The sequence below is a fragment of the Cryptosporangium sp. NPDC048952 genome (assembly GCF_043197895.1).
GTDB lineage: Bacteria > Actinomycetota > Actinomycetes > Mycobacteriales > Cryptosporangiaceae > Cryptosporangium.
Genome location: NZ_JBICTY010000001.1, coordinates 655,365 through 676,504 on the forward strand (window position 1 = coordinate 655,365; position 21,140 = coordinate 676,504).

Annotated in this window: 17 protein-coding genes; 16 read left to right on the top strand and 1 reads right to left on the bottom strand. The window is 68.4% G+C overall.

Translation table 11 applies throughout. The features are described 5' to 3' along the window. The first annotated feature begins 529 nt into the window (after positions 1-529). The 6 genes from ACGFY5_RS03015 to ACGFY5_RS03040 all read left to right on the top strand — a co-directional run bounded on the left by ACGFY5_RS03015 (position 530) and on the right by ACGFY5_RS03040 (position 7,634). Positions 530-1,783 (top strand): hypothetical protein, encoded by a 1,254-nt coding sequence (locus tag ACGFY5_RS03015; RefSeq protein WP_392716687.1) that lies wholly within the window; start codon positions 530-532, stop codon positions 1,781-1,783. Further along, positions 1,770-5,096, top strand: coding sequence for a nitrate- and nitrite sensing domain-containing protein (locus tag ACGFY5_RS03020; RefSeq protein ID WP_392716689.1), 3,327 nt, complete (start codon positions 1,770-1,772; stop codon positions 5,094-5,096). The genes ACGFY5_RS03015 and ACGFY5_RS03020 overlap by 14 nt, the downstream gene beginning before the upstream one ends. Next, positions 5,093-5,554 carry a roadblock/LC7 domain-containing protein gene (locus ACGFY5_RS03025; RefSeq protein WP_392716691.1) on the top strand — a complete coding sequence of 154 codons (462 nt, stop codon included), beginning with the start codon at positions 5,093-5,095 and terminating at the stop codon, positions 5,552-5,554. The genes ACGFY5_RS03020 and ACGFY5_RS03025 overlap by 4 nt, the downstream gene beginning before the upstream one ends. Beyond that, positions 5,551-6,012: a DUF742 domain-containing protein gene (locus tag ACGFY5_RS03030; RefSeq protein WP_392716693.1), complete on the top strand. Its 462-nt coding sequence runs from the start codon at positions 5,551-5,553 to the stop codon at positions 6,010-6,012. The genes ACGFY5_RS03025 and ACGFY5_RS03030 overlap by 4 nt, the downstream gene beginning before the upstream one ends. Continuing rightward, entirely contained in the window at positions 6,005-6,604 is a 600-nt protein-coding gene (locus ACGFY5_RS03035; RefSeq protein WP_211247246.1) for an ATP/GTP-binding protein, read from the top strand. Before ACGFY5_RS03030 ends, ACGFY5_RS03035 begins: the two co-directional genes overlap by 8 nt. Before the next feature lie 793 nt (positions 6,605-7,397). Continuing rightward, a complete protein-coding gene (locus ACGFY5_RS03040) occupies positions 7,398-7,634 on the top strand; it encodes a DUF397 domain-containing protein (protein ID WP_392716695.1) in 237 nt (78 codons plus the stop codon). Between the two features lie 78 nt (positions 7,635-7,712). On the opposite strand, the gene ACGFY5_RS03045 is transcribed toward ACGFY5_RS03040, so the two are convergent. Beyond that, positions 7,713-8,591 carry a helix-turn-helix domain-containing protein gene (locus tag ACGFY5_RS03045; RefSeq protein ID WP_392716697.1) on the bottom strand — a complete coding sequence of 293 codons (879 nt, stop codon included), beginning with the start codon at positions 8,589-8,591 and terminating at the stop codon, positions 7,713-7,715. Between the two features lie 660 nt (positions 8,592-9,251). On the opposite strand from ACGFY5_RS03045, the gene ACGFY5_RS03050 reads away from it, so the two are divergent. From ACGFY5_RS03050 to ACGFY5_RS03095, 10 genes are all read left to right on the top strand, one after another. Beyond that, a complete protein-coding gene (locus ACGFY5_RS03050) occupies positions 9,252-10,358 on the top strand; it encodes an acetamidase/formamidase family protein (protein ID WP_392716699.1) in 1,107 nt (368 codons plus the stop codon). Positions 10,359-10,395: 37 nt separating this feature from the next. Beyond that, positions 10,396-11,637 (top strand): PucR family transcriptional regulator, encoded by a 1,242-nt coding sequence (locus ACGFY5_RS03055; protein ID WP_392716701.1) that lies wholly within the window; start codon positions 10,396-10,398, stop codon positions 11,635-11,637. A gap of 74 nt (positions 11,638-11,711) precedes the next feature. Then, on the top strand, positions 11,712-12,815 hold the full coding sequence (locus ACGFY5_RS03060) for a BMP family ABC transporter substrate-binding protein (protein ID WP_392716703.1): 1,104 nt from the start codon (positions 11,712-11,714) through the stop codon (positions 12,813-12,815). Between the two features lie 342 nt (positions 12,816-13,157). Further along, positions 13,158-14,186 (top strand): alcohol dehydrogenase catalytic domain-containing protein, encoded by a 1,029-nt coding sequence (locus ACGFY5_RS03065; protein ID WP_392716705.1) that lies wholly within the window; start codon positions 13,158-13,160, stop codon positions 14,184-14,186. Next, a complete protein-coding gene (locus ACGFY5_RS03070) occupies positions 14,183-15,640 on the top strand; it encodes an amidohydrolase family protein (RefSeq protein WP_392716707.1) in 1,458 nt (485 codons plus the stop codon). Before ACGFY5_RS03065 ends, ACGFY5_RS03070 begins: the two co-directional genes overlap by 4 nt. Next, positions 15,631-16,272, top strand: a complete 642-nt coding sequence (locus tag ACGFY5_RS03075) for a flavin reductase family protein (protein WP_392716709.1) — start codon at positions 15,631-15,633, stop codon at positions 16,270-16,272. Before ACGFY5_RS03070 ends, ACGFY5_RS03075 begins: the two co-directional genes overlap by 10 nt. 70 nt (positions 16,273-16,342) lie before the next feature. Next, positions 16,343-17,419 (top strand): BMP family ABC transporter substrate-binding protein, encoded by a 1,077-nt coding sequence (locus ACGFY5_RS03080; RefSeq protein WP_392716712.1) that lies wholly within the window; start codon positions 16,343-16,345, stop codon positions 17,417-17,419. 1 nt (position 17,420) lies between these two features. Next, positions 17,421-19,043 (top strand): ABC transporter ATP-binding protein, encoded by a 1,623-nt coding sequence (locus ACGFY5_RS03085; protein ID WP_392716715.1) that lies wholly within the window; start codon positions 17,421-17,423, stop codon positions 19,041-19,043. Continuing rightward, positions 19,040-20,203, top strand: a complete 1,164-nt coding sequence (locus ACGFY5_RS03090; RefSeq protein ID WP_392716717.1) for an ABC transporter permease — start codon at positions 19,040-19,042, stop codon at positions 20,201-20,203. Before ACGFY5_RS03085 ends, ACGFY5_RS03090 begins: the two co-directional genes overlap by 4 nt. Beyond that, complete coding sequence (locus ACGFY5_RS03095) at positions 20,200-21,111, top strand: ABC transporter permease (RefSeq protein ID WP_392716719.1); 912 nt, start codon at positions 20,200-20,202, stop codon at positions 21,109-21,111. The genes ACGFY5_RS03090 and ACGFY5_RS03095 overlap by 4 nt, the downstream gene beginning before the upstream one ends. The last annotated feature ends 29 nt before the right edge of the window (positions 21,112-21,140 follow it).

Below are 21,140 nucleotides of genomic sequence, written 5' to 3' on the forward strand. Positions count from 1 at the left end.
ACAGATGTCGCGCTTGGAGCGTTCGGTGGAACGGGGGGCGGCCGAGTCCTCGCGGGGGCGGTGCGCCCGCAGTCGCATATTCCGGTATGGTCATCAGGCCGTGACGCTGTGCGCGGATGGCGGAAAGCCATCGCCGAGAACTGATCAGTCCGCGTCGCGCAGTGGCGAAAAAGTTAAGTGGAGATTTCGGCAGGTGGCAGACGAGGTGATCGCCCGGGTGGGTAGGTATTTCGTCGCGTTGAGTGAGCTTTGAAATACGCTCCGAAGGCGCCGAGCTAAGTTATTAATTGTTCTTACTTATCGGTAAGTTAGCGCTGAAGATTCGGGCATACCGCAGAAAACGTACTGCTATTTCTATTCCGACAGCATCGATCTCGCTGTGATTCTTGTGGTTAGCGGTGTGCATCTTGCGGTCGGGTTTATCGAAGAACTAGCTTCGTATGGCGCTGGTTTCTTGCTCGAGCGGGGCGGCCGGTGCAGAAGCTGGCCGCAGGGTCCACACGCAGGCGATGTTGGTGAAGGATGAGCGATGACTTCTCCCGGGTCCGGATCCCGGTTACGGTCCGCCCCATTGCGGGCGTTTGCGCCCCTGGCGTTGCAGCTAATTACGGTTATTTCCGTAATAGCGCTGTTCGCGTTGGTGTGGGGAACCCGCTCAGACGACAGTGACCTGCACTCGCGTGAACGGGATGGCGTCGAGTACGCCAAGGCGCTGGACAAGCTCCTTCCCGTTCTCGTCAGCGCCCAGTCCAATGCGGTCAGCGCCAAAGCGGTCAAGAAGGAAGACTTCGCCGAGGCACTGAACGCGGTGGCCGACGTCGACGAGAAGTTCGGCTCGGACTTCGGGACGACGAACCGCTGGTCCGGCCTCCGCGCCAGGATCGAGACGCTGCCCGAGCAGGGCGGCGACGCGAACGGCGCGTTCAAGAACTACGGCGAGGCCACCGACCTGCTGCTCGCGCTCTACCAGCGGGTCGCCCAGGCGTCGGGGCTGCGCAGCGACGCGGACGGCGTCATCAGCTACCTGCAGGACGCCGGGCTCGAAGAAATTCCGCTCGCCGTCGTCTGGGCCGGTCGCTTCCAGGACCAGGCGTTCATCGCCGGGAGCCTGCCCGACCCCGCGCGGGACGCCACCAAGGAAGTGTTCGAGGACCAGCTCTCCCAGCTGAGCAACGCGCTCACGAGCATGGCCGTGAGTCGCCAGCTGGTCTCGGAGTCCGGCGCCGACGTCGCGGCCGACATGGCCTCGGCTGTGGACAATTCCGACAGCGGCACGTTCAGCACCACGCTCCTGCAGAACCTGGACGCCTTCCAACGTGGCATCGAGGCCCTGGCTCCGCCCGGACAGACGACGCTGAGCTCGCGCCCCGTCGCCAACACGGTCGCCGCCCAGCGGAACGCGGCGCAGGAAGCCGCGGTCGAGCTCAGCCCGACCCTGCTCGACGAACTCGGCTCGCAGGTCGACGACCGCAAGAGCGCAGCCGACACCGGCCGCATCCTGGCGGCCGCGCTGCTGGTGATCGCAGTCCTCGCGGCCGTCGCGAGCTTCCTGCTGATCCTCCTCGGCGGCCGCCGCTCGCGGGCCGCATCGGCCGACGGACCTGGCCCGCAGGGGCCCCAGGGTCCGCAGGGCCAGCACGCGCAGCAGCAGCCGTACAACCAGGGCAACCCCGACTACGCCGGCTACCCGGCCGGTACGGATCACCTGGGCGGCGACCCGTACCGGAACAACCTGGACGCTGGACGCGACGCGAGGCGGGAGCGGGTCGGTGTTCCTCGATAGGCTCAAGATCAGTGGGAAGCTCGTCCTTCTGGCGATCATCCCCCTGCTGGCCGTCTCGGTCCTCGCGGTATCGGTCATCGTCGGCCGGGTGTCCGACGCGGACGCGGCGAACGACAACTCCCGCGACATCCAGGTCGCCGGTGAAGTCGCCACCCTGGTCCGGGAACTGCAGGCGGAACGTCTGCTGACGATCGGCTTCCTCGCCGGTGGCTTCGCGACCAAGTCCGACGTCCTCCAGCAGGAAGCAATCGTCGACGACCAGGTCGCCGTCGTGGAGGACCGTCTCAGCGATGAGTCCCCGCCGACGTTGATCGCCGCGATGAAGTCTCTGGACCAGCTCACCGAGCTGCGGAAAGAGTCGCTCGTCAACAACATCCCGCAGACGGTCGTCTCCCAGCAGATCACCGGCTTGATCAACTCGTTGATCGACGGCCTGCAGCTGTACCGCATCGCGGACGCGACCACCGACATCGGCCGCCAGATCCTGGCGATGGACGCCGCGCTCCACCTCGGAGAGGCGAACTCGCTCAACCTGGCGACGCTGACGCTGCTCCTGGCCACGCCCAACGGCACGCTGCTGAGCCAGTACGTCAACGGTCTGGGTACCGCGAACGAGTACACCGGCCGGTACTTCCAGTACGCGAACGCGACCCAGGCGACGCTGTACCGCCTGGTGCAGCAGGCCAACTCCGAGCGAACCTCGCCCGACCTGGCCGCGCTCGGTGACAAGGCGGACCAGACCCGCATCGAGAAGCTGCCACTGGCGACGTACTTCCCGCGTTTCCAGTCCTTCCTCGGTCAGACGCGGTACATCGAAACCAAGCTGGTGTCCGACATCGTGGCGGCCACCAACACCCAGCGACGCGACGCCATCGCGGCCGCCGGTGGTATCGGTGCGGCGCTGCTGCTGATCCTGGCGCTGGTGGCGGTCCTGACCCTGCTCGTCGGACGTCGGGTCTCGCAACCGCTGGTCGCACTGGCCTCGTCCGCGAACCGCATCGCGACCGCTGTCGAGACAGAGCTCACCCGGGTCGCTGACGACGAGTCCGAAGTCTTCGAACCCGTCCGTCTGGACACGGTCAACACGACCGGTCGGGACGAGATCGGTGAGCTGGCCCGAGCGTTCGAACAGGTGCAGGACACCGCGGCGCGACTGGTCGAACGTCAGATCACCAGCCGCCGAAACGTCGCGACGATGTTCGGTCACATCGGACGCCGTACGCAGAACCTCATCGGTCGTCAGCTCTCGATGATCGACCGCCTGGAGCGGCAGGAGACCAACACCGACCGGTTGAGCAGCCTGTACCAGCTCGACCACCTCTCCAGCCGCCTCAACCGGAACGCCGGTTCGCTGGTCGTTCTCTCCGGGTCGATGGCCACCGAGCAGGGTGGCGGCACGCCGCTGGCCCTCGGTGACATCGCCCGGCTCGCCCTCGGTGAGATCGAGGACTACACCCGCGTCGACATCGACATCCCCGAAGACATCGTCGTGCAGCCGGCCGTCATCTCCGACCTCACGCTGATCTTCGCCGAGCTGATGGAGAACGCGACGGCGTACTCGCCGCCGCACACCCGGGTCACGGTCAGTGCCGAGGCCACCCGGGCCGGGGCGCAGCTCCTCATCGTCGACCACGGCATCGGTATGTCGTCCGAGCGACTGGCGGAAGAGAACGCCCGACTCGCCCGACGCGAACGTCTCGACCTCGCCCCCACAGAGGTGCTCGGTCTGTTCGTGTCCGGCCGACTGGCTCGACGACACGGCATCAGCATCGCGCTGGTGCCGACGTCCGGCGGCGGCGTCACGGCGGTACTGGCTCTGGTCGAGCAGCACCTGGTGCCCTCGGTCTACCAGGGCATCGCCACCGTCGTCGAGGAACCGCCGCGGGCCCTCCCGCCCGCCCCCCAGGCGGCCCAGCCCGAGGTGCTGCGGGTTCCGAACACCGCGATGGCCCCGCCGGCCGAGCCGGCGACGCCGTCGTACGCGCAGTCCACGGGCGGGTACCAGCAGCCGCCGGTCCCGGCGTACGACCAGCCCGCCTACGGCCAGCCGTCCTACGGTCAGCCGTCGTACGAGCAGCCCCAGCCGGGCTACGAGCAGCCGTACCCCGGGTACGAGCAGCCGCAGCCGGCCTACGAGCCGACTCCGGCGTACGAACCGGCCGCGAACCTGCCGGCCGTGGCGTCGAGCTCGATGTTCGACAACGTGGCGTTGGAGCGGGCCTCGCGGGCCATCTCGGCCGGAGGCTGGAACGCGTTCTCGGGTAGCGGAGCACCGGTTCCCGGGCAGCGCGAGCCGGTCGACGCCGAGCCGGTGGGCGCAGGTACCGCGCTCTACCGCAGCGACGCCGCTCCGATCGCGCCGCCCGCGCAGGCACCGGCCACCGACGTCTCGTGGTGGGACAACGCACCGGAGGCACGTCCGGCAGCGCCGGAGCCGGCCGCTCCGTCCGCGTTCCGGTCCCTTCCGCCCGCGCCGGCCCAGCCGCAGGCTCCGGTCCCGATCGCGCCGGCGCAGCCGATGGCGCCGCCGATTCCGCAGCCGCTGTCGTCGTCCACGACGCAGCCGCTGCCGGTCCGTTCCGCTCCGTCCGCGGCACCAGCCGCAGCCGGTCCGGGTGGACAGGGCGCTCCCGCCGGTTCGACGCTCCCGCGCCTGCAGCGCCGTGTCCCGGGTGCGCAGCTCCCGGTCGGCGTCAACACCGCGCGGAAGCAGTCGGAGCCGCAGGTCATGGGCGACGCCGGTGACCCGGCCGCCGCTCGTGCGCTGATCGAGGAGTTCGAGGCCGGCGTCCGCAACGCGCAGCGGGCCGGCGACACCGGACCGATCCCGCAGATGACCCCGCCGCCCCAGAACGGGTCGAACGGATCCAACGGCTGGGCACCCGGTCCGCGGCCGGGTTCCATGAGCGCGCAGCAGGCGACGTTCGGCACCCCGGGCCCGGTGGTGCAGACGCCTCCGCCGCCCGCTCAACCGACGTGGAACTCGCAGCAGGCTGCCGGGCACGCTGCGCCTTCCAGGCACGTCCCGTCGGCAGCACCGGTTTCCCCTCCGGTGGTGCCGCAACGGCCCGCTCCGGCGGGCCCACCGCCGCAGCAGCAGGCCCAGCGAACCGCTGGTGGCCTGCAGCGTCGGGTGCCTGGAGCAACGCTCAAGAGTTTCACCAGCGGCCGGGGCGGAGCCTCGGTCACTGCAACACCGGTGGCGGACCCCGACGCCGCCCGGGCGTTGATCGAGCAGATCGAAGCAGGCGTGTCCCGCGCTCTCAACAGGGTCGTCGTCGACGACCATCAGCACGAAGGATCACCACGATGAACAGCTCCTACCGACCCAACGGCGGCGACCTGGCGACCGCCGGCCTCAGTGCCGAGGCGCAGACTTTCAACTGGTTGCTGGACTCCTTCTGCACAGGCACTGCCGGGGTCGTGGAGGCGGTGGCGGTATCGGCCGACGGTCTCCTGATGGCGAAGTCAGCCACCTCGGACCACGCGAACGCCGACCGTCTCGCGGCTGTCATCTCCGGTATGACGAGCCTCGCGGCGGGCGTCGCGGACAGCTACAACCTGGGCGGCCTGAACAAGGTCATCGTGGACCTCACCGGCGGTTACCTGCTGGCGACGGCGATCAGCCGGGGATCGGTACTGGGCGTCATCGCCGACCGCACGGCGAACCTCGGCACGGTGGCGTACGAGATGACTCTCTTCGCCAGCCGCGCCGGAGCCGTGCTGACGCCGGCGCTGATCGTCGAGCTGAAGAACTCCGTTCAGTCATGAGGATCCTGGGCGGATCCGACGCAGAGGAACCGGCCTCCATCCGGCCGTATCTCAAGGCCTCGTCGCACGCTCCCTCTTCAGAGACGCCCAACAAGGCCAGCAACGTCGGTTCCGAGGCGTCCGGTGCTCAGCTGCGTCCCTTCGTCCTCACCTCCGGCCGGGTCACCGCCGACCCGGAGATCGGACTCGAGACCCAGGTGACGGCGGGAACTCGCGGTGGTCGGGTACCGACCTCGCGGCTCTCGCCCGAACTCCGAGCCATCGTGACCCTCTGCGCCCAGCCCATCTCCGTGGCCGAGATCTCGGCCCGGCTCAAGCTCCACCTCGGTGTCGTCAAGATCCTGGTCGGTGACCTGCGGGCCACCGGCTACCTCGACGTACACAACCATGACGTGAGCTCCCCCAACTCTCCCGAACTCATCCTGCGAGTGATCCGTGGACTCAGTGCCATTGTCTGACCGCACCGCCTCGGCGCCCGGCTCGAAGCCACCGCTCCCGGTAAAGATCGTCATCGCCGGTGGTTTCGGAGTCGGGAAGACCACGACGGTCGGTGCCATCTCCGACATCGCCCCGCTGACCACCGAGGCCGAGATGACCGAGGTGGCCGTCGGGATCGACATCCCCGGCCAGCATTCGACGAAGACGACGACGACGGTGGCGATGGACTTCGGTTCGGTCGCCATCGACGCCGGCGTGAAGCTGTACCTGTTCGGTACGCCGGGTCAGTCCAGATTCGGTTTCATGTGGGACGACCTCGCGCGCGGTGCTCTGGGCGCGCTCGTCGTCGTCGACAGCTCGCGGCTGGACGACTGCTACCCGGCGGTCGACTACTTCGAGCACACGGGCATCCCGTTCATCGTCGGCGTGAACGCCTTCGACGGACTGCTCGCGCAGGACCTCGCCGCGGTGCGGTGGGCGCTCGCGATCGACGACCAGGTCCCGGTCGTCGCGTTCGACGCACGTGACCGCCGGTCGGTGCGTGACACGCTGCTGGTGCTGCTCAACCGGGCGTTGCACAAGGCGATCGGCGAGCAGGTCGCCGCAACCTGAGTCGCCTGTGGACGCGGGCGGGCTTCGGTTCGTCCGCGTCACGGTGCGTGAAGCCCTGACCCCACCGGGACGTTACTCGGTGTGATTTTCGTCATTCCGCTATCCCGAAAAATGGCCGCTCAACTCCGGTGGCCATTTTTTTCGGTGTGAATGCCGTGACTTACAGTGACGATTGAGGCAGCAAAGCCTCGATGTCCGATCTCTCTCCGGAAACGCGGAAGTCCGCGCGTCGCCATGCCGGGGAGACGACGCGCGGACGGTTCCGGGACGGCGGCACGAGCTGGAGGGTCCGGGCGCCTCCAACCCGCACCGGCCTCGGCCGACGCCCGTCCTGCCAGGACGTTCGTCGGAGCTGTGCGGATCTTCGATCAGGCAGTGGCCGGCGAAGGACCGCCGTCGTCACCGAAGAGCTGATCGAAATGATCGGCCTGGCGCTGGTGCCAGGCGGCTAGCCCACGCAAACGGGCGGCGTGCGCGCGATCGGTACAAAGACGGGCAGAAAGCTCGACTTTCCACGCCGCTTCTCTGTGCGCACAGCCGCGAGCGGACTCGGTCCGTACTCGGTGTGGAGCAGGGGACACGTCAACCTCCCATCGCCAGCCTTCGACGGTTCGACTTCAAAGACAGTCGCGCACGTGCGTTATCCTCCTGCATCAGGCAGTGCATGTGCAAGAGCGTCTGCACGTGCAGATTGCCTAATTTGATGGGCGCACGCGACGGAACGGGGCGTCGTACCGCCGATCGTGCACCGGCGGCCACTGACGTCCCGCCGGCGATCCGAGAGAGGCGCAATATGCACCACCTGTACAACGGCATGCCTGCGGGGCAACTCGGCCCCGTGGCGTGGCTGAAAAGCAGCCACAGCAACCCCAACGGCAACTGCGTGGAGATCGCGTGGTTGCCCGACGGGCAGTTCGCTGTTCGGAACTCTCGTCATCCCGAGGGCCCCGCCCTCATCTACACCCGCGACGAGATCGCGGCTCTGATCGCCGGCGCACGTAGCGGCGACTTCGACCACTTCGTCAGCTGAGCGGCGACGAGGTGGTGGTCTAGCGCGGAGCGCGGTCGGGCGCGCTCCGCATGTAAGTCGCAGGAAGCTCCGCAGGCGTCAGCGGAGTGGCAGGTCGAAGTCCTTACGGATCTCCGTGAAGCGCTCGCGGCTACGGTCCGGCGAATCCGCCTCGACGGCGAGGCGCTCCATCGACTCCAGATAGGTGTCGACGTCTTCGCGCTTCTCGAGGTACAGCGCGCTCGTGAGCTGTTCGATGTAGACGATGTCGGGCAGCGTCTGGTCGGGGAACCGGAGCAGCGAGAAAGCGCCGCCGGCGGCCGCGTGACCGCCGAATCCGAACGGGATGATCTGAAGCGTGACGTTCGGCCGCTCGGAGAGCTCCGACAGCAGATCCAGCTGAGCGCGCATGACGTCACGCCCGCCGATCGGGCGGCGCAGCACCGCCTCGTCGATGATCGCCCAGAATCGGGGCGCATTGGCGCGGTCCAGCAGCTGCTGACGCTCCATCCGCAGCTGTACCCGACGATCGATCTCTTCCTTCGGTGCGTTGCCGTTACCGAGCAGCACCACCGCGCGGGCGTAGTCCTCGGTCTGCAGCAGGCCCGGGATGAACTGCACCTCGTAGGTACGGATCAGCGACGCCGCAGCCTCCAGGCCGACGTAGGCCTGGAACCACTGGGGAAGGATGTCGCCGTACTTGTGCCACCACCCGGGCTGGTTGGCTTCGCGCGCCAGCGACAGCAGTGCCTCGCGCTCCGCCGGGTCGTTGACGCCGTACAGGGTGAGCAGATCGGAGACGTCGCGCTCCTTGAAGCCGACGCGGCCCAGCTCGATGCGGCTGATCTTGGATTCGGAGGCGCGGATCGCGTAGCCGGCGTCCTCGCGGGTGACGTTGCGGTCCTCGCGAAGTCTGCGCAGCTGGGAGCCCAGGAGAATGCGCAGGACGGTGGGGCCTGCGCCAGGCTCAGGCGTCATCACCGAATCCAGCCCCTAGTTCGCCTAGCGTGGGTGCACCGGACGGTGTCGGCCCGGTGATGTTGCGTGTTCCCCGCCGCGACCACTAGTGACGGCTTGATCACTACTGACGGACGCGCTGGCCACGACACGGAACGAGTGACCGCGAGGTGACTCACCGAAGGATGGCACGTCTGACGTCCCTTCGCGTGCAATGGACGCAGCTTGCTGCGGACATTGGCGAAGTCATGAAGGTGCAGATCGGCGGGTTTTCGGACGACCCACCATGAACCGACTGGGCCGTGGTCCGCGTTACCCGTGAAGCGAGGCCGGCCCGTTCCCGGGCGGGACGTCGCGTTCACCTGTTGCCTCCCGCACGCTCATCCGCTGTATGTAGCGCACGGATCGTAGTGGAGTCGGAGCGTGCTGCTCCAGTGGGCTGGCCCCCATAAGCGGTCAGAAAAAACGAACCACTCTCCGATTGACGAAATGACCAGCGGAAAGCTGGGGCCGGGCAGCTGGTGCGACATTCGCCATACGCTTGCATCTCGCATGAAGTGAGATGCCATCTCGAATGACGTTACGTTACTCGACCTTCGCAGCTCCGAATTCTGGCTGAAACACGGCTCACGCACCGTCGTAGACGAACTAGCTCGCCCCACCGCAGAAATGGAGCCCGGCGTGACGCTGCAGCCGCGCGAAGGTCGCATTCACGGCGACCACTACCTGGAGACGACGCCGGAAACCGCACTGTGGGGCTTCCTGCCCAACCGCGCCAGCGCGCCGGTGCTGAACGTGGACAGCGGCGCGACGGTCACCATCGACACCCTGAGCCACGAAGGCATTCTCGAGGACCAGGGCCGCGATCCGGTCACCTATCTGGCCGGCTTCGGCGTGAAGGCGACCGAGGTGCTCGAGGACTCGCGGGCGTTCGCGGCGTCCGACCTCTCCCACAGCTTCGACGACGGGCCGCACGTCGTCACCGGCCCGATCGCTGTCGCCGGTGCCGAGCCGGGCGACTTACTCCGGGTCGACGTCCTCGACCTCGCGATCCGCGCCCCGTACGGCTTCATCAGCAACCGCCACGGCTACGGCGCGCTGCCCGGTGAATTCCCCGAGGGAACGCTGCGACGAGAGGACGCCCACGTCCTCGACCCGACGAGCTACGGCAGCAACATCCACTTCACCGACGTCACCGAGAACGGTGGTGCGCTCTACGGCAACTTGCGCTTCGGCGAGGGAGGACGGGTCCGGTTCCCGCTGCGTCCGTTCCTCGGCCTGATGGGCGTCGCCCGCGACACCGACGACGCGGTGCCCTCGGTGCCGCCCGGCGACCACGGCGGCAACATGGACGTGAACGAGCTGCAGGCCGGCTCGTCGCTGTATCTCCCGGTGCAGACCGCCGGTGCACTGTTCTACGCCGGCGACCCGCACTACGCCCAGGGGGACGGCGAGGTCGCGCTCACCGCGCTGGAGGCCCCGCTGCGCGCGACGCTGCGGCTCACCGTGCTGAAGGACGCGGCGGCGCACGCGGCCGTCGGCACGATCCGCAACCCGTTCGTCGAGACCGACACGCACTGGATCCCGACCGGCATGGACCCTGACCTGAACGAGGCGATGAAGAAGGCCGTCCGGGCCGCCGTGGTGTTCCTGGAGACCACCCAGGGGCTTCCGCGGGCCACCGCGCTGGCGTACCTGAGCGCCGCGGGGGACTTCGAGGTCAGCCAGGTCGTCGACGCGGTGAAGGGCGTTCACTGTATGATCCGCAAGGCGGACTTCAGCGCCTGAGAATGGCGCTATGTGACCGGGAGGTATGGTTCCGCCCATGGAGGGCGGTCGGGTTCCCATGACGTCCCGCCCGATCGTGCCGCGCGGAGGGCCGGTGTCGCCGGCGGCGACCCCGGAGGAGTTCGAGCGGGAGCTCAACCAGCTCACGCTCGGCGGCGAGGGGTGGCAGGCGATCCTGCGTCGCCTGGCCGCCCACACGGGGCACGCCGCCTGGCTGTTCGACGTCCACGGCGCGCTGCTGGCCACGTCGGTGCCTCCTGGCGCTGAGCCTCCCAGCGTCCGCGCGTCCGACGTCGCCCAGGTGTTCGGTGCCGAGCGGCCGGTCCCGCTGACGATGTCCGACGGCAGGCCGGTCCGTGCCGCAGCGGTCCGCGCCGACCGGCGCCGGTTCGGCATCGTGTTGCTCGCGGAACCCGTGCCGCCGCCGGTCGTGCCGTATCTCCTTGCCGCCACCACCGCGCTCGCGATCGAAGCGGTCCGCCGGGACGCCGCAGCCGAAGCCGGATCCACTGCCGGTGCCGAACTCGTCGACGAACTGCGCTGTGGCACGCTGCGCTCGCCGGACGAGCTCACCCGCGCCGCCGCCCGCTTCGGCATGCGCCTGGACGCCCCGCACGCCGGTGCGGTGTTCGACTACGACGGGCCGCACGTGCGTGCCTGGGCCACCGCTCTGCCGCGCGCCGGGGTGACCGCGCTCCACCAGGGGCGGCGGGCCTGGACTGTCGTGCCCGGCGGCGAGGACGCCGAACTCGAGCGCCTGCGTGACCGGGCGCAGGCCGTCGTCGGTGAGGGCGTGGTGCGCGCCGCATCCGGCCCGGTGGTGACCGGCGCGGACAAGACCGCGTCCTCGTTCCGCGAAGCCGAAGTGCTCCTGGCGCTCCTGCTGCGCAGAAGTGCCAGCCGTGGCGACGCTCTGGTGCTGCCCTACGCGTCGCTGGGCCTGGCGCAGCTGCTCGTCACCGTGCCCCCGGAACGCCTGCGTGAGTTCGTCGAGCGTCATCTCGGGCCGCTGCTACCCCGGGAGGACCTGATCCGGACGCTGCGGGCCTGGCTGGCCTCCAGCGGTAGTCGCACCGCTGTCGCCGATGCGCTGCACCTGCACCGCAATTCCGTGGGCTACCGGGTAGGCCAGATCAAGGCGTTGCTCGGCGTGGACCCGCTGGATCCCGACGCCATCGTGCTGTTGCAGGCCGCGCTGACCGCTCAGGAACTGCTGCTGGCCCTGGACGAACACGATCCGGTCGTCGGCAGCTGGTACTCGGATGGTCCCAAACGTTAACTCCGACCACAATGCCCGGTTTCTGCGTGTGACTAGTGTGCTCTGCAGGTGCAAGGACCCCCGGAAGGACCCCCATGAGACTGTCCACCCGAATGACGCGCATCGCGGTGGCCGCGGTCTGCTTAATGCTCACCGTCACGTCGTGCGGTAGCTCCGACAGCCGGTACTCCGACGTGGCAGTCGCCGCCACGGCAGGCAACAGCGGGAACGCCGACATCAATGGCGACGGCAAGGTCGTCATCCTGGTGTTGAGCCCCGGCAACCTGGACGACAACGGGTACTACGAGAGCTTCCTGGCCAAGGCCTCCGCGTTCGCCGCCCGACAGGGCTGGACGATCGAGCGGCAGGGCAACATCAAGCCAGGTACCGCGCTGAACGCTGCCAAGGCAGCCTGTGCCAAGTACAAGCCCGACCTGGTCGCGCTCGGCGCCTCCGAGATCCAGGACGCGATCCCGGCGGCGACGAACGGATCGTGCGGCAACGCGTACTGGTACGTGCCCTCCAGCACCAACCTGAAGGAGCAAAAGGGCATCCTGATCTCGCAGGACTTCACGTTCGAGAGCGTCATCGCGGCCGGGTTCGCGAACGGGTTGCTGATGAAGACCAAGGGCTACTCGAAGGCCGGGTTCATCTCCGGTCCGGTCGTCGACTTCTCGATCGACGCGGCCAAGGCGTTCTACGCCGGCCTGAAGATCGCGATGGGTACCGCGCCGCTCGAGTACGAGCCGGTCTTCACCGGTGACCTGAACGACGGGCCGAAGGCCGAGAAGGCCATGAAGCAACTCGCCGACGACGGCGTCAAGGCCGTCTACCCCTACCTGGGTGGCGGTACCGACCCGGCGGCGAAGGTCGGCAACGCGCGAGGCATCCTGCTGTCGACGCCGGGAACCAACCGGTGCGACTCGACCGCACCGTCGTTCGACGTCTCGGTCATCTTCGACCCGGGAGAGTACTTCGCGGCGGCGCTGGAGGACTTCTCCAAGGGTGAGCTCAAGATGGGCACCCGGCGCGAATGGCACATCGGTGTGGATCAGGTCCCGACCGTGCGTCTGTGCAACGGCACCAACGAACAGAACGCCGACCTGGCGCAGTTCATCACCGACATCGGCAGCGGCGGCATCCACGTCAACGACGAGGTCGCCAAGTACGGGAAAGACATCGAGATCCCGACCAGCTGACCGAACGTAACTCCTGCACTACCGCACGTAGCAGTGGATCCGGCGACGAAGCCGGGTCCACTGCTTTTCGGTGTGCGGGGCACAACCATCTCCGACGGAGAGCGGATGGTCACTCGCCCGTTTCGTCGGCGCAAGACGCTCTGAGCACATGGTTGCGGCCGATCTCTCGTGCTGAGAGCCCGCCCCTCGAAAAGTCTGGGTTACCAGGCCCTGAGATGCCGTTCACTCGTTGACATGGCCTGGTCGGGAGGGCATGGTTCCGACATTGCTGTTATGCAATGTGAATCGCCACCTCGCGATGTGAGATGGCAATGGCTACGAAACACGACAGGGAGGGACGCTATGCGGGCGATGGTGCAGACCGGTTTCGGCGGCCCCGAGGTCGTGACCGCGCAGGACGTGCCGGTACCCACGATCGCCGCGGACGAGGCGCTGATCCGGGTCGCCGCGTGCGCGGTCAACCGCATGGATCTGCTGCAGCGCCAGGGCCCCGCGCTGCTTCCCGGCTTCACGCTCCCGCACGTGCCGGGTATGGACGTCGCCGGCACGGTCGTCGAGGTCGGCGCGGCCGTCTCCGACCTGGCCGTCGGCACGCGCGTCGTGATCGACCCGGTGATGGGATGCGGCGAGTGCGCCTTCTGCGAGGCCGGTGACTTCGGCTACTGCGGCGACGTCCGGGTCACCGGGGGCAACCGGCCGGGCGGCTACGCGGAGTACGTCGCAGTCAAGGCAGTGCAGACGCACCCGGTGCCCGACGGGGTCGAGCTGACCACCGCCGCGGCGTTGCCGTCCTCCTGGTCCACCGCATACCACGCGCTGTTCCCCGTCGGCCGGCTCGCGGCCGGCGAGACGATCCTGATCCAGGCCGCCGCCAGCGCGGTCAGCGTCGCTGCCGTGCAGCTGGCGATGGAGGCCGGTGCGCGGGTCGTCGCGGTCGCCGGCAGCCAGGCCAAGCTCGACGCGGTCCGCGCGCTCGGCGTCGAACACTGCGTGCCGCTGGACGCGGACCCGGCCGCCTACGTGCGGGAACTGACCAACGGGCGGGGAGCGGAGGTCGCGCTCGACCACGTCGGCCCCGCAACCTGGCCGCTCTCGTTGAGCGCCCTGGGCGTTCGCGGACGTCTCGTATTCATGGGACAGACGAGCGGGAACGAGGTGACCTTCGGACTCACCGGGGCGTATCACCGCGAACTCTCGCTGCTCGGTTCAGGTGCGTACACCCCGGAGGACTTCCACCGGGCGCTGGCCGCGTTCTGGTCCGGCAAGCTGTCCGCCCCGATCGCCGCGGTACTGCCCCTGGAGGGATTGTCCGAGGCGTTCGACGTGCTGACCGACCGTGCCACGGTCGGAAAGGTCCTGGTGACACCGTGACTGAATTGCTGATCGTCGGCGGCGACGTCGTCACGATGGCCCCTGGCCGCGAGGTGCTGACCGGCGCCACGATCGCTGTCGTCGACGGCCGGATCGCGGCCCTCGGCACCGCGGAGGACCTGCGGCTGCGTCACCCTGGCGCCCAGGAGCTGGATGCGACCGGCTGCGTCGTCGCGCCCGGCATGGTCAATGCTCACCAGCACACGACCGCCGACCCGCTGACCCGCAGCGGCATCCCGGACGACATCGGCGCCCAGGACGCGATTTTCAACTGGGCGGTGCCGCTGCACAACGCGCACACCGGTGGCGACGACGAGATCTCGGCGATGCTGACCGCTGCGGAGTCCCTGCGCCGGGGCGTCACGACGATCATCGAGCCCGGCACCGTCGCGCACCCGCTGCGGGTGGCTGCCGGCCTCCGTAAGACAGGTATCCGGGCTCGCCTGAACGGCTGGGGCTGGGACACCGAAGGGCTTCCTTTCTCCGCACCCGTGGACGAGGTTCTCGCCCGGCAGGAGGAAATCGTCCACGAGCTCGGCACGACCGACCGGGTCAGCGCCTGGATCACGCTGCTCGGCCACGATCTGTGCTCCGACGCGCTGTTCCAGGGCGCCGCCGAGCTCGCCGAGCGCCTGGATACCCGGATGACCTGGCACATCTCGCCGGGGGAGAACGACATCCCCGGTTACGCGGCGCGATCGGGCAACCGGCCTGTCGTGCACCTGGCCAAGCTCGGTGTGCTCGGTCCGCGCCTGCTGCTCGGCCACGCGGTCTGGCTGGACGACGACGAGGTCGACGCGATCGTCGAGACGGACACCGCGGTGGCGTCCAGCCCGGGTGCGTACCTGCGCCTCGGTCAGGGCTTCACGCGGGCCGCGCGGCACGTCGAGATCATCCGCCGCGGCGGCCGGGTCGCGCTCGGCTGCGACTCGCACAACGCGAACGACGTCCCCGACATCCTCCGCGCCGCGATGCTTTTCGCTGGTCTTTCGCTCGACCGGGGTGATACTGACCCCGTGCACGCCCACGAGGCGCTCGCGCTGGCCACGATCGACGGCGCCAGGGCGATCGGGCTCGACCACGAGATCGGGTCGATCGAGGTCGGCAAGGCCGCCGACGTCGTCGTCTACGACACGACCGACCCGGTCTGGACGCCGCGCGGCGACGAAGCGCTCCAGCTGGTCTGGGGCATGCCGAGCCACACCGTCCGCGACGTTCTGGTCGACGGGACCGTTGTGGTCCGCGACCAGCAGCTCCAGCTCGTCGACTACGACGACCTGCGCGCCTGCGCGAAGGAGAACTCGCACCACCTGCTCCGGCGAACGGGCATCACGCCGTTCCGCCGCTGGCCGCGGATCGCCGCGGCCGACCTCGAAACAGCTTCGGGAGGGCCGGCCGCGCCCGAAGCCGAGCACGGTGCCGCCGGGCAGACAGGAGAGGTCCAATGCCCGTAATCAACCTGGACGGCCTGACCCCCGCTCAGAAGCAGGGAATGGTCTCGCAGCTCGTCGTGCCGCGGCCGATCGCGATGATCACGACGACCGACGTGAACGGCAAGCTCAACGTGGCGCCGTTCAGTTACTTCATGCCGGTGTGCGGGGAGCCTCCGACGATCGCCGTCACGATCGGCACCACCCGCGAGGCGACCCCGGAACCCAAGGACACCTGGGTCAATTTGCAACACTCCGGTGAGTTCGTCATCAACATCACGAGCACCGCGCTGGCGGACCATATTGAAACTGCGGCCAAAGAGTTTCCAAACGGTGTCAATGAAGCTGAGTTAATCGGGTGGGACACCGTCCCGTCGCAGGTAGTCGCTCCGCCCTCACTCGCGGCGAGCCCTGCCCACATGGAATGCCGCGTCCTGGAGGTAATTGACCGTGGAGACCCCACGTCATGCTTCTCAGGCGTCCATATCGTCCTCGCTGAGGTTGTCTGCATCGTCGCGGACGAGGCCATCCTGGCCGGTCCTAATCGGATCGACCCCACTAAGGTCTCCCCGGTCGGCCGCATGGGTTTTCCATGGTTCGTCGCTGCCGCCGGTGAGGCTCTCTTCGAACAGGAACGCATCGCGTATTCGGCATGACCCGTCAAATGCTGCCGGTCAACCCCCACGTAGCCGACAGCAAGGCTCCACGCACCTCGGAAGGACTCCAATGAGACTGAACACTCGTGCGGTACGTGTCGCGGCTGCCGCGGCATGCATCGCTGTCGGGCTCGCGGCTTGCACGAGCCCGGGCGACGACACGGCTGAGACCTCGAGCTCCGCGTCCGCCGGCTCCAGCGCCGCCGGACCGGACGTCAACGGTGACGGCAAGGTCGTCGTCGGTGTTCTCAGCCCGGGTGACCTGAACGACAACGGTTACTACGAGAGCTTCGTGGCCAAGGCCGAGGAGTTCACCAAGTCCAAGGGCTGGCAGCTGATCAAGGTCGGCTCCGTCAACCCGGCCGACGCGCTCAACCAGGCCCGCAACCTGTGCCGCCAGAAGGTCGACCTGGTCGCCCTCGGTGCCGCCGAGCTCAAGGACGCCATCCCGGCCTCCGAGGAGTCGGTCTGCGCGAAGAGCTCGTGGTACGTCCCGTCGTCCGCCGACATCAAGCAGACGCCGAAGATCACGATCTCGCGCGACTTCATCAACGAGGTCGTCTACGCGACCGGGTACGCCAACGGTCTCCTGATGAAGGAGAAGGGCTACAAGAAGGCCGGTTACGTGACCGGGCCGGAGGCCGACTTCTCCGTCCAGGCCGCCAAGGCGTTCAAGGCCGGCATCAAGGAGGTCGTCCCGGACGCCACGCTGGTTACCACCTACACCGGTGACTTCAACGACTCCGGTAAGGCCAAGGAAGCCGCGCAGGCGCAGGTCAGCCAGGGCGTCCAGGTGCTCTACCCGTACCTGGGTGGTGCCACCGACGAGGTCGCGAAGTTCGGCAACACCAAGAACCTCATCCTCTCGACGCCGGGCACCGACCGGTGCGCCTCGACCGCGCCGAAGTTCCAGGTCTCCTCGATCTTCGACCCGGGAGAGTACTTCGCTGCGGCGCTCCAGAAGTTCTCGGACGGCCAGCTGAAGATGGGCGTCGCCCGCGAGTGGCACATCGGCAAGGACCCGGTTCCGACGGTGAAGATCTGCGGCGGCACCGCTGCTCAGAACAGCGCGCTCGAGGCCTTCATCAAGAAGATCGGCGACGGCCAGGTGGACGTCGACGCTCAGGTCGCGAAGCTCGGAGCCTGACGTGACCGACGGCCAGTCGAACAGTCCGCGCACCCTCGAGGCGCCGGCGCTCGAGCTCCGTGGCGTGACGAAGTGTTTCGGTCCGGTCGTCGCCTGTGACGCCGTGGATCTCGCTGTGAACAGTGGCGAGATCCACGGCCTCCTGGGAGAGAACGGTGCCGGCAAATCCACTCTCATGAAGGTCCTGCTCGGGCTCGTGCAGCGCGACGAAGGCACCGTCCTTCGCCACGGCAAAGAGGTCGAGATCCCGACCCCGCAGGCCGCGGTGACGCTCGGCATGGGCATGGTGCACCAGCACTTCAGCCTGATCGAGCCGCTCACGGTCTGGGAGAACGTCAGCCTCGGCGAGCCCGGGCGCATCAAGCGCGACGAGGTCTGCGACCAGATCAAGGACGTCGGCACGCGCTACGGCCTGCCGATCTCGCCGATCGCACGGGTCGAAGACCTGTCCGCCGGTGAGCGTCAGCGGGTCGAGATCATCAAGTGCCTCCGGCGCGATCCGGAGGTGCTGATCCTCGACGAGCCCACCTCGGTGCTCACGATGGCGGAGTCCCAGGAGCTTTTCGAGGTCCTGCGCGACGTCGTCAACCGGGAGAACCGGGCGGTCATCCTGATCAGCCACAAGCTGGCCGAGATCATGGCCGCGACCGACCAGGTGACGGTGCTGCGCAAGGGGTCGGTGGCGTTCCGCTGCCGTACCTCGAGCACGAACCCCCGTGAGCTGGCCAAGCAGATGGTCGGCCGCGAGGTGTCGCTGCACTCCGAGGGTGCTGCCCTCGGTCTGATCAGCGAGGACACCACGCCGGAGGAGGTCCAGGCCGCCGCCGAGGAGACGCCCGTCGTCGCTCCGGTGACCCAGACCCAGGCCACGGAGTCCAAGACCCCGGCATTAGCGCTGAGCGACGTCGTGGTGAAGGGCCTGGACGGCCGGACGCTGCTCGACAACTTCGCGCTCACCGTGTCGCCCGGCGAGATCCTCGCGCTGTACGGCGTCGAGGGTAACGGCCAGGCGACGCTCGGCGACCTGCTCTCGGGCCTGATCGAGCAGTCCTCCGGCACGGTCGCGGTCAACGGTAACGCGGTGCCGATGAGCAAGATCGGCGCGCTGCACAAGGCCGGCGTGGGCGTGGTCCCCGAGGACCGGCACCGCTCGGGTGTCGTCCTGGACATGTCGGTGCTCGACAACCTGGTGATGACCGACCTGCGTCGCGTCAGCGGCCGGTTCCTGCTGAGGCGTCGGGAAGCGCGCAAGATCGCGGCCCGGCTGATCGAGCAGTTCAACATCTCGACGCCGTCGATGGACACGCCGCTGCGCAACCTGTCCGGCGGTAACCAACAGCGGGTCGTCCTGGCCCGTGAACTGTCGACCGACCCGAGCGTCCTGGTGGCGGCACAGCCCACCCACGGCCTCGACGTCGGCGCGATCGAAGACATGTACGAACGGCTGCGCGCCGCGGCCGCCCGCGGAGTCGCGGTACTGCTGATCACGACCGAGTTGGAAGAGGTGATGGCCCTCGCGTCGCGGGTCGCCGTGATCTCCTCCGGCCGGACCGTCGGCGTACTCGACATCCACGAGGCGACGGCCGAGCGGCTGGGCATGCTGGTCGGAGGCGAGGCTGCATGAGCGGTTCCCGAAAGTTCCCCAACGTCGCCGAGCTGATGCGGCCGAGTGGGTACGGCGTCCAGGTCGCCCTGATCACGGTCGCCGCGATCGTGATCGCGGTGCTGGCGTCGATGGGCCTGGTCTCGGCCACCGGCGGCTCGCCGGGTGACGCCCTCGACGCCCTCTACACGGGCAGCATCGCCGACACCGCGGCGTGGAGCGAGACGCTGAAGGCCGCGACGCCGCTCCTGCTGGTGGCGCTCGGCGCGTGCATCAGCAACCGGGCCGGCGTCTTCAACATCGGCCAGGAAGGCCAGGTGCTGCTCGGCGCAGCAGTGGCCGCCTACGTGGCGCTGCACCTCGCGCTGCCGGGCGTCCTGGTGATGATCCTGAGCCTGGTGGCCGGTGCGATCGCCGGTGGTCTGTGGTCCGGCGCGAGCGCGGTCATGCACTACACCCGCGGCGTCAACGTCGTCGTCAGCACGCTGCTGATGTCCTTCCTCGCGATCCAGCTCGTCAGCTTCGCGCTGACCGTGCAGTGGCTGCTGCAGGCGCCCCGGGCCAGCGCGGACAGCATCGCGTCCACCGAGTCGGCGCAGCTGCCGCCGTCCGTGCGCATCCCGGGCTTCGGCGAATACCCGGCGCTGGAGATCGGCGGCGGTCTGGTCCTGTCGATCATCCTGACGATCGTCCTGGCCGTGCTGCTCGGCCGCAGCCGGTGGGGCTTCCGCCTGAACATGCTCGGCCTCAACCCGATGGCCGCCCGCCACGCGGGGGTCCGGGCGCCGTGGGCCGGCGGTATGGCGCTGGCGCTCTCGGGTGCGTTCGCCGGTCTGGCCGGCGCGGTCATCCTGTCCGGTCAGGTGTTCCGCCTGCAGCCCGCGCTCTCGAACAACTTCGGATGGGACGGCCTGCTGGTCGCCCTGATCGCCCGTAGCCGTCCGATCGCGGCGGTGCCGGTCGCGCTGCTGTTCGGCGCGTTCCGCTCCGGGTCGAGCTTCCTCGCCTCGACGGGTGTGCCGAACTACCTGGTCGACATCGTCCAGGCGCTGCTGGTGCTCGCGTTCGTGGTGCCGCCGGTGCTGGCGAAGGTGAAGTCGCGTGGCCGGGCTGAGGCCACGCCGCCGCCCACCGAGCCCGTTCCCTCCACGACCACCGAGCCCGAGAAGGTGACCGCGTGATCGGCACCGACGAAATCACCACGATCGTCGCGAGCTCGCTGCGATTGACCGCACCGCTGGCGTTCGCCGCCTGCGGTGAGTACCTGGCCGAGCGGGCCGGGACGCAGAACATCTCGGTCGAGGGCATGATGCTCGGCGGCGCGTTCGGTTCGGTCGCGGTGGCCAGCGCCACCGGCAGTGCGACCACCGGTCTGCTCGCCGGCGCGATCGTCGGCCTGGTCGTGGGTTTCGTCCACGGCAACCTGTCGCACCGGATCCAGATCAACACGTTCGTCGTCGGTCTGGTGCTCAACGCGTTCGTGCTCGGACTCACGAGCTTCCTGATCGCGATCTCGGAGTTCTCGAGCAACCAGGTCGCTCAGCTGAGCATCCCCGGGTTGCGTGACATCCCGATCATCGGGCCGCTGTTCGAGCAGCGCTGGCCGATGTATCTGCTGTTGGTGATCATTCCGTTGACGTGGTGGCTGGTCGAGCGGAGCCGCTGGGGTCTCAACCTCCGGGCGATCGCCGACAACCCGCAGGCCGCGGACGTCACGGGCCTGAAGGTGAACAAGCTCCGCCGCCAGGCGCTGCTGTACGCCGGTCTGCTGTCGGGTCTGGGTGGCGCGTACCTGGCCACCGCCGAGGTCGGTTCGTTCAACATGAACATGACTGCGGGTCGCGGCTTCATCGTCATCGCGGCGGTCATCTTCGGCGCCTGGCGTCTGAAGGGCACGATGATCGGCTGCCTCGTGTTCGGTTTCGCCGACGCGCTGCGGTTGGCCCTGCCCGCGCTCGGATTCGAGCTGAACTCGCAGCTGCTGGTCGCCGCGCCGTACCTGATGGCGCTGCTGGCCATGATGCTGTTCGCCAGCAAGAGCCGCGAGCCGCGCGCTCTCGGCAAGCCGTTCGTCCGCGGGATCACCTGATGGGGACCTCCGCGCCGGCCGAGGCCGCG